The organism is Longibacter sp., from assembly GCF_051155795.1.
In the GTDB taxonomy this organism is placed as follows: domain Bacteria; phylum Bacteroidota; class Rhodothermia; order Rhodothermales; family Salinibacteraceae; genus Longibacter.
This window is the reverse complement of sequence record NZ_DAXETW010000134.1, coordinates 17,450-31,652: the sequence shown is the minus strand read 5'-3', so window position 1 is coordinate 31,652 and position 14,203 is coordinate 17,450. Positions and strand designations below refer to the sequence as shown.

The window sequence follows — 14,203 nt, the reverse complement described above, 5'->3', positions numbered from 1 at the left end:
CCCCATTCCCTCAATCAATCAGACGTCGGAGGCCGCGGGGGAGGAGTTCTTTCAGGGCGTTCTGCAGAGCGCTGGTATCGACGGTGAAGGAGGGGTCGCTAATGGTTCCGCCGATGGCGATGCCAACGGGGACGGCGTCGTCTTTCCCGCGGAGGCGGTCGAGGATCCCGCCGGTCTGGCCGGAGAGCTTCGAGCCGCGGAGCATGGAGAGCGGCATCTCAGCGGTCAGGTCCACGTCGACCGCACCGCCGAGGCCGAATGCGCCGGAGAGCGACGATTGCACCTGTGCGTTTCGCATGGACCATTCCCCGATGCGAAGCTCGCCATTTTCGATCGTGAACGGTCCGCCAAAGCGCTCAAACCGGGAGAACGACGGTTTGCTGACCCCGAGCCGCTCGACCAGCTTCTTCGGGAGGGAGAAGTCGGCGTCGAAGCCTCCGTCGGCAACGAGCGATCGGCCGCCGGCGCTGAGCGCTTGGGCGACAGGTAGAAAGCCGTCGGTGAGCGGCGAGGAGCCGTCGATAGCGAAGTCCATGGTTCCGCTCACGAAGCTCCCCAGCGTGGTCCAGTCGCGCAGGAAGGCGTCGGCCCGCGCACCGGTCAACTCGAAATTGTACGAGAGCTCGGACGGAGTGTCGGGCATCGGCAGGCGTTCCACATGTCGCGGGGCGATGGGCGCTCCGGTCGCGGCCATAAGAACGGAGGCGTTGCGGTCCCGCACGTAGGCGGAGGCCGCGGCTGCGCTCTGGTCGAGCACGATGGATCCGGCGAGCGTTCCGCCGTACGTGTTGGCCGACAGGTTCGGCACCGCGAGCCGCCGGTTCCGGAGGTTGACGTCGAACGCAAGGTCGTCGAATCGCTGCGGTTCGTTGAGAAGCGTGCCGATGCTCACGTTGCCGTCGACCCGGAAGGCCGGCAGTTCGACATCGCCGTAGACCTCTTGCGCCACATCCTCTGCGGGGCGACCGTTGACCCGGGTGCCGGCGAGCTGAGCGGTGAACAGGTCAGCATACGTCGGTGCCGATGCGTCCTCTTCCGGCATGAGTTCGACCAGGTCGATCGTATCGGCGGAGAAGTCGAAGGAGACCTGGAGGGCGGGGTTCGTCTCGGCCAGGGCTTCGGGGAGGGGAAGCAGGCGCCGTGCGGTGAAGGCGAGCTCCATCGTGGCCTCGCCTGTTTGGAGGGCGAAGCGATCGGCTTGAAGACCCGTGCCGGTGAACTGGACGGTCGCGTCGTCGATCTCCAGCGGCTCGCGGAGGGATTCATTCGGCAGCACGACATCGGCCATGCGGATCGGGCCGCGGACGCGAATGTTGTCGGTGTTGGTCGCGGGGCCCACGAAGCGCAGATCGTAGTCGACCGTGCCGGCGATGTCGACCGTCGCGCCGCCGTCCTCGGTCGCCAGCGACGAAAGCTCGGCGAGGTCTGCCGCCCCGGCCAGCTGTCCGTCGAGCTGAGGCGCCTCAGCCAGCGGCTCCCGGACCGTTAGTCGGCCCGAGAGCGGCTTGCCGAGCAGCCGGCCCTCGATCGCGTTTACGGCGATCGAATCGAGGGAGACCGACAGGTCGGCGCCGAGATCGGCGAGCATGGTCGTCCCGTCGACGTCGACGCCGATGCCGGAGAGCGCCCCCTCCCCGGAAAGCGTCAGGCCGTCGGTGCTGCCGGTGCTGTCTGGGAGCGGGCCTTTCATCACGACCGACAGGTTCATCGTACCACGCGGGGCGAGCCCTTCCCCGACGCCGCCCGGCACGATTGCGGCCAGCTGTGCCAGATCCGCGTCGGTGGTTTCGATCGATAGGTCGACGCTTGGCCGGTCCGAATTCAGGTTGGAGATGGAGCCCGAGGTCGTCAGCCCGACGGGCGGCGTCGATACCTCGAACCGGCGAAGATCAATGCGTCCGGCGGACAGGTTGGCGAGCAGGTTGTAGTCGATCGCCGCGTTCTGCAGCGAGGTCGTGTCGGCGTCCGGGGCCGACAGGTAGGCCAGGGTGATCCCCTCGATCCGGCCGTTGCTGTCGATGGCATCGGTCGCGTCTCCCGGGACGGCTCGCACCTGGCCGTCGAAGCCGACCTCGGCCCACTGCCCGGTGCTCCGGTCGTCGTACAGCATGCGGGCTTCTCGGAGTCGGAGGTCCGATACGGCAATCGGCAGCGCCTCGCCGGTGGTATCTGCCGGGGCGTCGTCTGTTGCGGCAAACGAGTCGAAATTCGTGGTGCCGTCCTCCGCGACCTGATAGCGCACAACGGGACGGATCAGCTCGATGGTGGTCGGCTCGATGGTGCCGGTGAACAGCGGCCAGAGCGCAAGGTCGATATTGAGCGCGTCGCCTTCGATCGCGTGATTGTCCGAGAACGCTGCGCTCGCCTGAAAGGACGAATCGTTGGCGACGGTGTAGTCGGTGATGCGAATCGCTGGAAACGGCAGGACGCGAAGTCCAATGGAGCCGACCGTGACGTCCCGCTGAACGGCCTGCTCAACCTGCGGGACCACGATCCGTTTGAGCCGCTCCGGGGGAAAGACCCACGGCAGCACGACCGTCGCCAGCAGCACCAGGCCGATGAGGCCACCGAGCCCGTACAGCATCCAGCGGAGGGGACCGGAACCGGTTGAGGACGACGGGTCAGCGTCGCGAGCATCCGGTGAGGACGATGCATCATCAGCCATGGTCAGCGGGATGTAAGTAAGGTAAGAAAGAAGGTCGTCGGCGCAGCCGAATCAAGCGATTGTATCGAAGGAACCGCAGGGAAGATTCCGGCTGGATCGGGTCGCGGGCGGTCGACGGGGGGCCGCAAACTGTAAAAGTGTCGTGGTCTGCGCGAACATGAGGTCGATCTCGCGGTCAGAACTATGCCGCGGGACCTATCCCCCGACGACAGCGATTTGTTGAAGTGATCGAGCGCAATTGCGCCTTCTCATGTCCACGGTTTACGTTACACGGAAAGTCCATTTTAATGCCGCGCACCGGCTTCATAATCCGGAGAAGTCCGATGAATGGAATCGGGAAATGTTCGGTCCGTGCAATCACCCCAACTGGCACGGTCACAATTACGAGCTGAAGGTGACGGTGGCGGGCGAGCCCGACCCGGAAACCGGCTACGTGATTGATCTCGGAAACCTGAAAGCGCTTCTAAACGAGGAGGTCGTCGACAAGGTCGATCACAAAAACCTGAACCTGGACGTCGACTTTCTTGATGGTGTCATTCCTTCGACGGAGAACTTTGCCATCGCGATCTGGAACCAGCTTGAAGGCAAACTGCCGTCGGGTCGCCTGCACTGTGTTCGCCTGTACGAGACGGAACGAAACTACGTCGAATATTACGGAGACGGATCGGAGCGAAAGTAGCGTATGACCGCACGTTGTCTCCAGGCTGCCCTCTTTACCCCCTGCTGTTATGTCTGAGAAAAAGATCCTATCGAACGAGCTTCGTATGAACGGCACTCCGCACGGTGGTCCGCCGCGTCTGTACGAGCGCCGCGACCTGTACGACGAACAGGCGACCACATCCATTGCTGGCAATGTCGAGGAGGTGCTGTCCCAACTTGGCGAAGATCCGGATCGGGAGGGACTGAAAAAGACGCCCGAGCGCGTGGCTAAGGCGTACCAGTTCCTGACCCACGGCTACTCGCAAGACGCTCGCGCCATCCTGGAGGGCGCCCTGTTTGAGGAGGCGTACGACGAGATGATCCTGGTGAAGGACATCGAGCTCTACTCGCTGTGCGAGCATCACATGCTTCCATTTTACGGAAAGGCGCATGTTGCCTACATTCCCGACGGTCGGATCGTCGGGCTGAGCAAGATCCCGCGGACCGTTGAAGTCTTCGCCCGTCGCCTGCAGGTGCAGGAACGGCTGACCATGCAGATCCGTGACGCCATCGATGATGTGCTGCAACCGCTCGGAACGGCCGTTGTGATCGAAGCGCGTCACCTCTGCATGATGATGCGAGGCGCCGAGAAGCAGAACTCGATGACGACGACCAGTTCGATGAGCGGCGAGTTCGAAGAGCACCGCACCCGCGCCGAGTTCATGCGCCTCATCCGCGCAACAGACTGAGTTCGGGGATGGTGAATGTCGAACGGTGAATTGAGAATTGTGAATGGGAAGGGAGAACGTCCCACGGCACGTCACACTGCCCCCGGCAATCCCTTTTCCCGTCCGCTGCCTCCGGCCCGCACAGCCCCAGCACTCGTCACTCGTCACTCACCACTCAGTACTCCACACTCGGTACTCCACACTCGGTACCCGGTACTCACCCTGTTAATCTCACCCTTTCACGAATAGCATTGTCCTCCATCCATGGTCGTTGTTGTAACCGGAGCGAGTCAGGGAATTGGTAAAGCCGTTGCAGAGCGCTTCGCCGGAGAGGGCGCGCGCATCGCGTTGTGGTCTCGCACGGAGTCCAAGCTGGAGGCGGTCGCCGAGCGGTGCCGCGAGCAGGGAGCGGAAGCGATGGTGTGCCCGTGTGATGTGACAGACGACGAAGACGTGCAGAACGCCGCGGACGCGGTGCTATCGGAATGGGGAGCACCGGATGTGCTGGTGAACAACGCAGGCGCATTCACCCCGGCCCCGATCGACGAGACCTCCGCCGATGCCTTCCGGTCGCAGGTCGACGTCAACCTGAACGCGCCGTACGTCGTGACGAAGCAGTTCCTGTCACCGATGCGCCAGGCGGGGAACGGGCATCTGTTTTTCATGGGCTCGATCGCGTCGATCACGGCGTATCCGGGAAGCGCTGCCTACTGCGCAGCCAAGCACGGACTACTGGGACTCGCGCGTGTCGTCCGGGAGGAGACGAAGCAAGACGGCCTGCGCGTCACGACGGTGATGCCGGGAGCCACACGAACGCCGAGCTGGGACGGCACCGAGCTGCCGGACGAGCGGTTCATGGCGCCCGAGGATGTCGCCGAGGCTGTGTACGACGCATTTCATCTCTCGCCGCGGACCGTGGTCGAAGAGATTCTGCTCCGCCCGCAACAAGGGGACGTGTAGGAACGCGAAGGTCGAAAGGCGAAGTGCGACGTGATCATTCACCCTGAATTTCGCCCTTCGACCTTGGAATTTCGCCTTCAAATGTGCGGGGCCGCACGGCGGGTGTGCGTGATCGCGCAGTGGTGCCGGCGGAAGCGGGCTGCACGCTCGCTGCGGGGGGATGTGCCGGGTGGCACATACGTTGTTTACTGAACGGGTGCCCCGCGGCGCAAAATCCGAACGGCGGCATGCCGCCGTCGGGATCGGTTGCGACGATCGACGGACCGGGTGCGTGACCGTCCGCTACTCTGGCCAATCCCCTGCCGATGATGTTGAACCAGATCACGTCCGCCTTCCGCATTCTGCGCCGCCGCTGGGGATTCACGCTGCTCAACGGGGCCGGGCTTGCCATCGGCATGGCGTCCTGCCTGCTGATCGGCCTGTACGTACAGCATGAGCTAAGCTTCGACACACACCACCCGAATGCTGAGCGAACGTACCGGGTCGTTCAGGCGAATACCGAGACCGGTCGTGGGACGAGTTTCTTCGGCGACGCCGCCCTGCCGGCGCTTGAGTCGGCACCGGGCGTCCAGACCATCGCCCGGGTCTTCCCGAGCGGCCGGGATGTTACGGTTCCCGGCGCCGACGACGGCCCCGAGAATGTATTTAACGAGCGGGATTTCTACTTCGCTGATCCGACCGTCTTCGACGTCTTTGCGTGGGACGTAGCGCAGGGTGACGCCCAACGTGCCCTCGACGGTCCGAATGGAGCCGTGGTCACGATCGACGCCGCGGAGCAGTACTTCGGCGATCAGAATCCCATTGGCCAGCAGCTTCGCATCTCTCAGAACGGCCGCACGATTGAACTGACCGTGTCGGCCGTCATGGCGGAGCCGAATCCCGCCAGTCATCTCTCACCGCGCATCCTGGCGCCCTTCGACGCCCATGCGGCGCTCTGGGGCTACGAACCCGGCACGACCTTCTCGAGCTACTGGTATCCGTCGAATTACCTCTACACGGTCCTCTCGCCGAACGCGGATGTCGAAGCGACCGAAAGCGCCATCCGAACAGCCGTGGACAACGGCCGGGATGACGCCTCTGCAGCGACCTATGATGCACAGCTGCAACGCATCACGGACATTCATCTTTACTCGGATCTCAACAGGGATGCACCGGGAGGCAGTCCGGATCGCGTCTACCTTTTCATCGTGATCGCGGCGTTCATCCTCGGAATCGCGTGCGTCAACTTCATCAACCTGGCGACGGCGCAGGGGACCGAGCGGACCCGCGAGGTCGGGGTCCGAATGAGCATCGGCGCGGGGCGCGGACAGCTCGTCCGCCAGCTTCTGACCGAGTCGCTGATCGTGAGCCTGCTCGCGGGCGTCGTGGCGGTTATCCTCACCATCGGTCTCTTTCCCGCATTCCAGACGCTGATCGGGACGGAGATGCAGCCGGACGTCTACACCAACCCATGGCTCTGGGTGGGTGTGGCTGTGGTCGTGGTCTTCACCGGGATCGGCGCCGGAAGCTATCCGGCGGCGATTCTGACGCGCCTGGATCCGTCCGACGTGCTGAGCCGACGGGCACGCGGCCTCGGTCGGGGCGCCGGGCTGCGGAAGAGCCTCGTCGTCCTGCAGTTCGCGATCTCCGCCGCTCTCATCGTCGCGACGACGATCGCCTTTCAGCAACTCCAGTACGTCGAAAGCGCGGACCTCGGGTTCGACGACGAAGCCCTGATCAGCGTCGCCTCACGGGGCAGGTACGCCACCGTTAAGCGCGAGATGGAAAGTCGCGCCGACATCCAGCGGGTCGTCGGCACCATGGATACGCCTGGCACCGGCGTCGGACGGGCCTTGCAGACGGTATTCAACGGGGAGCCGCTTCCGGACGATGCGCCAAGCTACGCGACGACGTACGCCGACTTCGGCTACTTTGAGATGCTGGACCTCGATATCGTTGCGGGCCGGCCTTTTTCGGCGGACTATCCCGGCGACCTCGGGCGAGTGCTGCCGCCGACGGACGTCCATTTCCAACCGTACACGCGGGATCGCGCCGTCGTTATCAACGAATCGATGGCTCGCTCCCGTGGCTGGACGCCGGAAGAGGCGCTGGGCCAGACGGTCCGGTCCGTCGTGCGCGAGGGGGATCAGATCTACACCGATATGCAGGGCACAATCGTGGGCGTCGTCGCGGACTTTCACTTCTCCGCGCTTCGCGAGCCCATCAAGCCCCTTGTCATATATCCTGCGCTGACGCCGTCCCTGACCGAGAACGTGCAGTCGGCGAATCTGACGACTCTGCTCGTGAAGGCGTCGTCGGGCGGTTCCCTCGGGCAGGCGATGAGTACGGTCCGGGAGGTATGGCACGAGGTGCTCCCGGGGGAAGTGTTCGAGGCCTCGTTCGTGGATGACCGATTGGACGCTCTCTACGAGGAGGAGCGGCGCACCGGCTGGTTGGTCGGCACCTTTGCCGGGCTGGCTATCTTCGTTGCGTGCCTCGGCCTGTTCGGGCTGGCAGCGTTCGCAGCGCGTCAGCGAACCAAAGAAATTGGGATTCGGAAGGCACTGGGGGCGTCCGTGACGAGCATCGTCCGGATGATCTCATCGGAGTACGTCCTCCTTGTAAGCATTGCGGTGGTCGTGGCCAGCCCGGTCGCGTATCTCGGCATGTCGGAGTGGCTGGAGGCGTTTGCCTACCGGATCGAACTCGGCGTCTGGCCCTTCGCGCTGGCGATTCTGTCGATGCTTGTGGTCGCGGTGCTGACCGTCGGAGGTCAGGCGCTTCGGGCGGCGCGGGTTGACCCGGCGACGACGCTGCGCGACGAGTAAGCCGCGACCGCGGCTGTGCTACGCCAGCCCCTACCGGTGTTCGCATGAGCGATCGCGCACAACCGGCGTGCGAAATCGCACACCCGATCTCCCGCGATATGCCGAAAGCGACGGTCTAAGGCCGATCCCGAGGACCCGGCGTACATGGTACACGCGTTGTACGACTACAGCTGTATACCTCTCATGGACATCGTTGATACCAGGCCGCCATGTACAGCTTTATCGTCTACCTGCTGAGTCTACTCGTGGTCGCGGCGGGCGCGCTTGCGTCCGACGTTGCGTCTACCACGCAGGCGCTCGTGACCTCGTCCGCCGCCATCCATGCGACGCCGGCGATCCCTTCGACCGATCGTGTGGAGGACGCACAGCGATGGCGCCCTGCCGCCGGTCCGGAGGCAGAAGCGTTCCCGGCTCTCGGCACTGTTGACGCCGACGAAGCGGACCGTGTCGTGTACGTGGAAGGCGCGACGGGCGTCGCGATTCTCGATGGCGTTGTCTCTCCTCACGTGCACGGCCGTCCCGCGGACGCCACGTCCATCGACCGACGCGGTGGGGGGCTCCGAATTTTTGACGCGGACCGGCTCGCGGCCGAGGTAGCACTGCAAGATACCCCGACGGGTCCGGTGGTCGACTGGGTGTGGGCGCCCGCCTCGTATTATGCAGTGACGTTCCCCTCGCTTGGCATCGGCGTGACCGGGTCCGTGAGATCCACGAAGGCTCTTCATGTTCGGGATGTCGAACGGGAGTCGCCGGCTCATCATGCCGGCATCCGGCCCGGTACCCGTATCCTGAGCATCGATGGAATGGAGGATGATCCGACCCCGCTCCTACTGCGCGACGCGCTTCGAACCGCGCGGGCCGACGATCGGCCGTTGCAGCTCCAGGTGCAGTCGGGCGCCGATGTGACGGCTCGCACGGTCTATCTCGCTCTCGACCGCAAGGCATCCGTCTCTGCTGCCAAATAGCATTTCAGCTGGAGGCCGTCGACAGACGTGGATCCACGCACGGGACGCCCATCTTCGCGAATACACCGTCCGCACGCCATTCGTGAGACGGTCTCTCTGACGGCTTCTGTTTCCAACCATACCTTCCGCTCCCCGCGCCGCCTTCCGTCATGATTTCCCTGCGCAACATCACCAAGTCGTACCGCAACGGCTTCAAGCGAGCCTTCGTGCTTCGTCGCGTGTCGCTCGAGATTGAGGCTGGCGAGTTCGTCACGATCATGGGGCCGTCCGGGGCGGGAAAGTCCACGCTCCTGCACATCATGGGTCTCCTGGACGAGCCGTCCGACGGAGAATATCAGTTTCGCGGCACCCCGACATCCTCGCTGTCGGAGAAGCAACGGACGGAGTTGCACCGGACGCAGATCGGGTTCGTCTTCCAGGCTTACCACCTGATCGACGATCTGACGGTCTACGAGAATCTCGAAACCCCCCTGCTCTACAAGGGCCTGGGCCGGTCGGAGCGGAAGAGCAAGGTGGCGGAAATGCTCGATCGCTTCTCGCTGGTTGCAAAGCAAAAGCTCTTCCCGAGTCAGCTCTCCGGCGGCCAGCAGCAGCTCGTCGGCGTGGCTCGTGCGCTGATCATTGAGCCGCGCGTGATTCTCGCTGACGAGCCGACGGGCAATCTGCAGTCGGCCCAGGGCGAGGAGATCATGCAGACGCTTCGCAACCTGAACCGGAACGAGGGGGTGACGATCGTGCAGGTCACCCACTCCGAGAAGCAGGCGGGCTACGGCGATCGCATCGTTCGTCTGGTGGACGGTGCCGTAGATGAGGACGTAGCCGTCGATGCCGGCGCTGCCACGGCGGCCTGAGGCGCTCTGGCCAGGGCGTGCCGGGGGGCGGTTTCTTCGACGCGTTCCTTCAAGACGTATGTCTGCACCGTGAGCGACACCGGGTGTTGGCTCGATCGCTCTTCCATCCAGCATATTATCCATCCCCGTCACACACGACCATGTGGGTTAGTTACTGGAAGACGGCCTGGCGGTCCCTTCGAAGCCACGCCCTTTTTTCGTCCATCAACATCCTCGGCCTCGCCTCTGGGATGTCTGTCTGCCTGCTGGTGCTTGCGCTGGTGTGGGACCAGGTGCGATACGACCGCTTCCATCCGGAGCGTGATCGCATCGTGCGTGTGCTGTCCCAGGAGGTGAATTCGAATGGCGACGCCGGCTCCATGCGGGCGGCTGCTCCGGCGCCACTTGCCCCGGCGATGGAGGATGAGATTCCGTCGATTCAGCAGACCACACGCATCGGCCAGATCCGTGCGTTGGTGTACACGGACCGCGAAGGCATCTCGGCAGACGGCTTGTACGCCGAGCCCTCCTTTTTCGACCTGTTCGGGTTTGAACTGAAGGAGGGAGGAGATCCGCGGGGGGCGCTGGGCCGGCCCGGGCAGATATTGCTTAAGGAAGACCTCGCCGAGAAACTCTTCGGCAACGGACCGGCGATCGGGAAAACGGTCACGATCGAAGATCACACCACCTTCACGGTTGCCGGGATTGTCGCGGAGCCGCCTGGAAAGACGCACCTGACCTTCGATATGCTGGCATCATTTCGCACGCTCCAGGATCTGCCGCGGGGGTCGCAGGTGGAGGACTGGCGCAATACCTGGACGTTCGCTACCTACGCCCGGATTGACGACGGGGCGTCCATGGCCAACATAGAGTCGCTGCTCGCGGGTATCGCCGATCGGCAGTACGCCGGGCAGGAGACGCGCATCGACTTCTCGATTCAGCGCCTGGGCGATATCGCGCTCGGGCCGCAGCTTTCGAACGAGATTGCGAGCTACAGCCTTTCCGGCAGGGTCGTGTACGTGCTGGTGGGTCTTGCTCTCCTGGTCATGCTGGCGGCGGGCTTCAACTATGTCAGCCTGTCCGTCGCCCGGGCGATGAGCCGATCGCAGGAAATTGGTGTTCGGAAGACGACCGGCGCCGGGCGCGGGCAAATCGTTATGCAACTGATGACCGAGGCCGTCTTACTCGCGCTGATGTCGCTCGGGCTCGGATACGTATTGCTGGCATGGCTGCTGCCGGCGTTCAACCGCCTCCGACCGCTTCAGATGCTGGGTGCATCCGTTTCACCGTCGCACCTCTTCGACCCTGCCCTCGTGTTGATTTTCGTCGGGTTCGCCCTACTCACAGGCCTTTTCGCCGGCGTCTACCCGGCCTTACGGCTCTCGAGGGTTCAGCCGGCACGGATCCTCGCATCGTCGCCGGGCGGGGCGGCAGGCGGATCATCGCCCCGGCTCCGAACGGCGCTGGCCAGTGGACAGTTTGCGCTGGCGCTCGTATTCGTCAGCGTAGCTGCATTGCTGGCCGGGCAGGTCGACTTCATGGTGGAAACGGAGTACGGCTTCGAAACGAACAACCGTCTCGTGGTCGACATCGACGGACGCTCCATCGAAACCCTTCGCTCCGAGCTCGCGCAGGCCCCGGCAGTGGAGGCCGTTACGATGACGTCGTCGCACCCGGTGTCTGGTTCGAGAATGGGGGCGCAGATCGAGCGAGAGAGCGCGGACCCGCTGAACGTCACCACGTATGCCATCGACACGTCTTTCCCGGACGTGATGGGACTTGAGCTTGCAGCCGGTCGATCGTACCCGGATCATCGTGGGGCCGATTCCACGTCCGCCGTCCTGGTAAACGAGCAGACCATCGCCCGACTCGGATATGCCACGCCGGCCGATGCGGTCGGGCAGACGATCCGGTTCGAGGGCGCTCTGCACGAGGTGATCGGGGTTGTGCGCGACTACCACTACGATTTCATGACGAGCCCAATCGGGCCGCTCGTTCTGTACACGGGGCCGTCTCGTCTCAGCCAGGCCATCGTGCAGGCGCGACCCGGACAGATGCAGGCAGCGGCCTCTCAGGTCGAGGCGATCTGGTCGGATTTGAAGCCGCTCCACGAAGCAACGGTTATCCCTCTCGCGGAGAAAGTATACGACAACCCGATGCATCGAGCGATGCGCGATGCCTCCTCCATCGTTGGGGTCGTCTCACTACTGGCGATCTTGATCAGTAGCCTCGGACTGTTCGGAACGGCGGTTCATATGGTCGAACGACGACGAAAGGAGGTCGGCGTCCGGAAGGCGCTCGGTGCCACCCAGAAGGCACTCGTCTGGCTATTGACCCGCCGCTACGTTGGTCTCATCGCCGGCACGAGCCTCATTGCCCTCCCGATCGCGTGGCTCATCAATCGTACGTGGATGCAGGTTTTTGCCTATCACATCCCGGTGAGTCCTTGGGTCCTCGGGGCCTGTGCGCTGGGCCTTGGCACTGTCGCGCTTGCCGTCGTCGCGACGCAAACCTACCGGGCGGCAGGAACGGAGCCGTCCGTCGTCCTGCGAACCGAATGACGGGGGAAAGGCGCTCTCTGGACACGTTGCGCAACCCACGCAAGGGTGGGGGCGCGTAGCCAATCACAGGAACAGCTCTCTGTTGTGCAGCAGCTATCGATTCCCATCCCGCTCCCTGACGAAGGGGAAACGATCGATATCCGTGTCGCGAGCGGTACGCGATCTCAGCTCCTTCGCTATCGAATCGAAGCGGTCCGCTTCGCGCCCGATGCCGATGCCGACACACGGTTCGAGCAGCTCCGCACCTTTGTCCGGCACTACGACCCGGCGTGGACCCTCGTTCAAATCGGAGCGCCGGGCGGCAACGCCGTGCCCCTCACCTTTCGCCGGCGCACCTCCGGAACGCAGGGGGCCGACGATGCCGGCGAGCAGAGTCAGGAGTGAGAAGGTTTTCATTCTTGATACACGCGGCCGAATTTGAGGCGGCCCGTCGCGCGTACTGCGTCCCTTTCGGCGTCCCTGTCTGGGCGTCCGTTTGCACCGTCACCGGGTTCTTGTCTGTTCGGACGTAATTTTTTCCGGCGTCCAGAACCGCCCGACAGCGGTCTCACCCGTCCGTGGTGAGGCCTCGCGATTCAAGATGACGTTACATTTCTGGCACGACAATCGCAGCACGAGGTGTTGTAGAGACCGTTTTGTATTTGAAGGAAATGTGGTGAGATGTGTCGTTCGATGCGTTGTCAGAGATAAAATCGAGGTCGCTCGCGCATTCGTCGAAAGATTTCGGGGCTTCGTCGAAGAATGCCGTCATCGGTGACCGCTGACATGAACATTGGGACTGCTTACGACGGGCAACCGCCCACCCGACGCCGGCACGGGTTTTCTCCCGCCGGTCCCATGTTCTCTCCTGACTCTCTGACGATTGCACCATGAAACAGTTTATCGTTCTTCTCCTCGCCGCCGCTTCCTTCGCCATCCTTGCTCCGGCGTCCGTTTCCGCGCAGGCGTCCGACGACGCAAGCCACGACGTGTCGATCATCGTGCAGGAAATCAACGCCATCGAAGTGGGCGGAAACGTCGACATCGTCCTGGACGCAGCCGCGCCGGGCGAAGCCCCGACACCGAAGACCGCTGCGAGCACATACGCGATGACCACGAACAGCAGTGCCGCGCGCAAGATCACGGCCATTCTGAGCGCAGAGTACGCGGGCAACATTCAGCTGAGCGTTGAACTGGATGCCCCCTCCACCGGGCAGTCCGTTGGCCAGCAGCTGCTGAACGCGTCCGACGCGACAGACCTCGTGACCGACATCGCGCCCACGTCGGAAACCGACCTCGGCATCACGTACACGGCCGAGGCGAGCGCGACGGATGCGCCGGGTACGTACACGCAGACGGTCACCTACACCATCCTCGCCCAATAATCCATCCCCGATCCAGCCGGTGGGTCGACGCGGTCGGAATGCGGGGGCGGGCATTGAGCCTGTCCCCGCGTCTCTGATCGCATCGCCTTCACACTGCCGGCTGCCGATCGGTCGAAGAGGCCCCGAACACGAGGGCCTGCATTCTTGATTCGGCCCGCGGGCTCATGCACGTCTTTCCTTCAACCCGGCGTCTCCTGGCAGCGATCCTTGCGGTCGTCCTCGTCCTGGTGACGTCGTCGCCGGTTCACGGCCAGGTCCGCGTGGAAGGCGGCCCTGTGGAGCTTGTCCCGGGAAGTGCTGCGGCCGGGCAGGATCCGGCGCCCGCCGTCAATGATGCCGCGCGCCTGCGGTACCGACTCGGCTCCTTCGGCACGCGCAAGGTTATCGTCTCGACCACCTGTCCCGGTCAGCAATTCGACCTTTCGGTTCAGGCTCGCAACGTGTCACGGGGGACGACGCAGGGAGCGATTCCCCTCACAGACGGGATGGTGTCGCAGGATCTGATTCGCGACATCACGTTGCCAAACATTTTCTGCCTGTTTCTGAACTGTGAAGGCACGGCCACGCTCCGGTACCGAACCGTCGTACGCGCACAGGATGGTACCGGTGCAGATGACCATATCGTCCGCTACACGATCCTCGCGCAGTAGTCCGAGTGCCGTGCACGGCCTTTTCCGTTTCCTA

11 protein-coding genes are annotated in these 14,203 nt (G+C 63.7%); 10 read left to right on the top strand and 1 reads right to left on the bottom strand.

What is annotated here, in order from left to right:
• Positions 1-10: 10 nt before the first annotated feature.
• On the bottom strand, positions 11-2,665 hold the full coding sequence (locus tag ACFCU0_RS13355; RefSeq protein ID WP_434974175.1) for an AsmA family protein: 2,655 nt from the start codon (positions 2,663-2,665) through the stop codon (positions 11-13).
• A gap of 250 nt (positions 2,666-2,915) precedes the next feature.
• On the opposite strand from ACFCU0_RS13355, the gene ACFCU0_RS13350 reads away from it, so the two are divergent.
• From ACFCU0_RS13350 to ACFCU0_RS13305, 10 genes are all read left to right on the top strand, one after another.
• Positions 2,916-3,344: a 6-pyruvoyl trahydropterin synthase family protein gene (locus ACFCU0_RS13350; RefSeq protein ID WP_434974174.1), complete on the top strand. Its 429-nt coding sequence runs from the start codon at positions 2,916-2,918 to the stop codon at positions 3,342-3,344.
• Between the two features lie 85 nt (positions 3,345-3,429).
• Positions 3,430-4,053, top strand: a complete 624-nt coding sequence (gene folE / locus ACFCU0_RS13345) for a GTP cyclohydrolase I FolE (RefSeq protein ID WP_434974177.1) — start codon at positions 3,430-3,432, stop codon at positions 4,051-4,053.
• 243 nt (positions 4,054-4,296) lie between these two features.
• Positions 4,297-4,992, top strand: coding sequence for an SDR family oxidoreductase (locus ACFCU0_RS13340; RefSeq protein WP_434974173.1), 696 nt, complete (start codon positions 4,297-4,299; stop codon positions 4,990-4,992).
• Positions 4,993-5,297: 305 nt separating this feature from the next.
• Complete coding sequence (locus tag ACFCU0_RS13335; protein ID WP_434974172.1) at positions 5,298-7,799, top strand: ABC transporter permease; 2,502 nt, start codon at positions 5,298-5,300, stop codon at positions 7,797-7,799.
• Positions 7,800-8,008: 209 nt separating this feature from the next.
• Positions 8,009-8,764 (top strand): hypothetical protein, encoded by a 756-nt coding sequence (locus ACFCU0_RS13330; protein WP_434974171.1) that lies wholly within the window; start codon positions 8,009-8,011, stop codon positions 8,762-8,764.
• A 149-nt stretch (positions 8,765-8,913) separates the two neighbouring features.
• Positions 8,914-9,615 (top strand): ABC transporter ATP-binding protein, encoded by a 702-nt coding sequence (locus ACFCU0_RS13325; protein ID WP_434974170.1) that lies wholly within the window; start codon positions 8,914-8,916, stop codon positions 9,613-9,615.
• 140 nt (positions 9,616-9,755) lie between these two features.
• The gene (locus tag ACFCU0_RS13320) at positions 9,756-12,155 is read left to right on the top strand and encodes an ABC transporter permease (RefSeq protein WP_434974169.1); all 2,400 of its coding nucleotides are present in this window, start codon (positions 9,756-9,758) and stop codon (positions 12,153-12,155) included.
• Positions 12,156-12,239: 84 nt separating this feature from the next.
• Positions 12,240-12,539, top strand: coding sequence for a hypothetical protein (locus ACFCU0_RS13315; protein ID WP_434974168.1), 300 nt, complete (start codon positions 12,240-12,242; stop codon positions 12,537-12,539).
• A 485-nt stretch (positions 12,540-13,024) separates the two neighbouring features.
• Complete coding sequence (locus tag ACFCU0_RS13310; RefSeq protein ID WP_434974167.1) at positions 13,025-13,519, top strand: hypothetical protein; 495 nt, start codon at positions 13,025-13,027, stop codon at positions 13,517-13,519.
• 164 nt (positions 13,520-13,683) lie between these two features.
• Positions 13,684-14,169, top strand: a complete 486-nt coding sequence (locus ACFCU0_RS13305; protein WP_434974166.1) for a hypothetical protein — start codon at positions 13,684-13,686, stop codon at positions 14,167-14,169.
• Positions 14,170-14,203: the final 34 nt, after the last annotated feature.

What these genes read in the sequence shown, in the direction of transcription:
- ACFCU0_RS13310 (WP_434974167.1), top strand. Translation starts at nt 13,025, where the DNA reads ATGAAACAGTTTATCGTTCTTCTCCTCGCCGCCGCTTCCTTCGCCATC.
- ACFCU0_RS13330 (WP_434974171.1), top strand. Translation starts at nt 8,009, where the DNA reads ATGTACAGCTTTATCGTCTACCTGCTGAGTCTACTCGTGGTCGCGGCG.
- ACFCU0_RS13325 (WP_434974170.1), top strand. Translation starts at nt 8,914, where the DNA reads ATGATTTCCCTGCGCAACATCACCAAGTCGTACCGCAACGGCTTCAAG.
- ACFCU0_RS13305 (WP_434974166.1), top strand. Translation starts at nt 13,684, where the DNA reads ATGCACGTCTTTCCTTCAACCCGGCGTCTCCTGGCAGCGATCCTTGCG.
- folE (WP_434974177.1), top strand. Translation starts at nt 3,430, where the DNA reads ATGAACGGCACTCCGCACGGTGGTCCGCCGCGTCTGTACGAGCGCCGC.
- ACFCU0_RS13335 (WP_434974172.1), top strand. Translation starts at nt 5,298, where the DNA reads ATGATGTTGAACCAGATCACGTCCGCCTTCCGCATTCTGCGCCGCCGC.
- ACFCU0_RS13340 (WP_434974173.1), top strand. Translation starts at nt 4,297, where the DNA reads ATGGTCGTTGTTGTAACCGGAGCGAGTCAGGGAATTGGTAAAGCCGTT.
- ACFCU0_RS13355 (WP_434974175.1), bottom strand. Translation starts at nt 2,665, where the DNA reads ATGGCTGATGATGCATCGTCCTCACCGGATGCTCGCGACGCTGACCCG.
- ACFCU0_RS13320 (WP_434974169.1), top strand. Translation starts at nt 9,756, where the DNA reads ATGTGGGTTAGTTACTGGAAGACGGCCTGGCGGTCCCTTCGAAGCCAC.
- ACFCU0_RS13350 (WP_434974174.1), top strand. Translation starts at nt 2,916, where the DNA reads ATGTCCACGGTTTACGTTACACGGAAAGTCCATTTTAATGCCGCGCAC.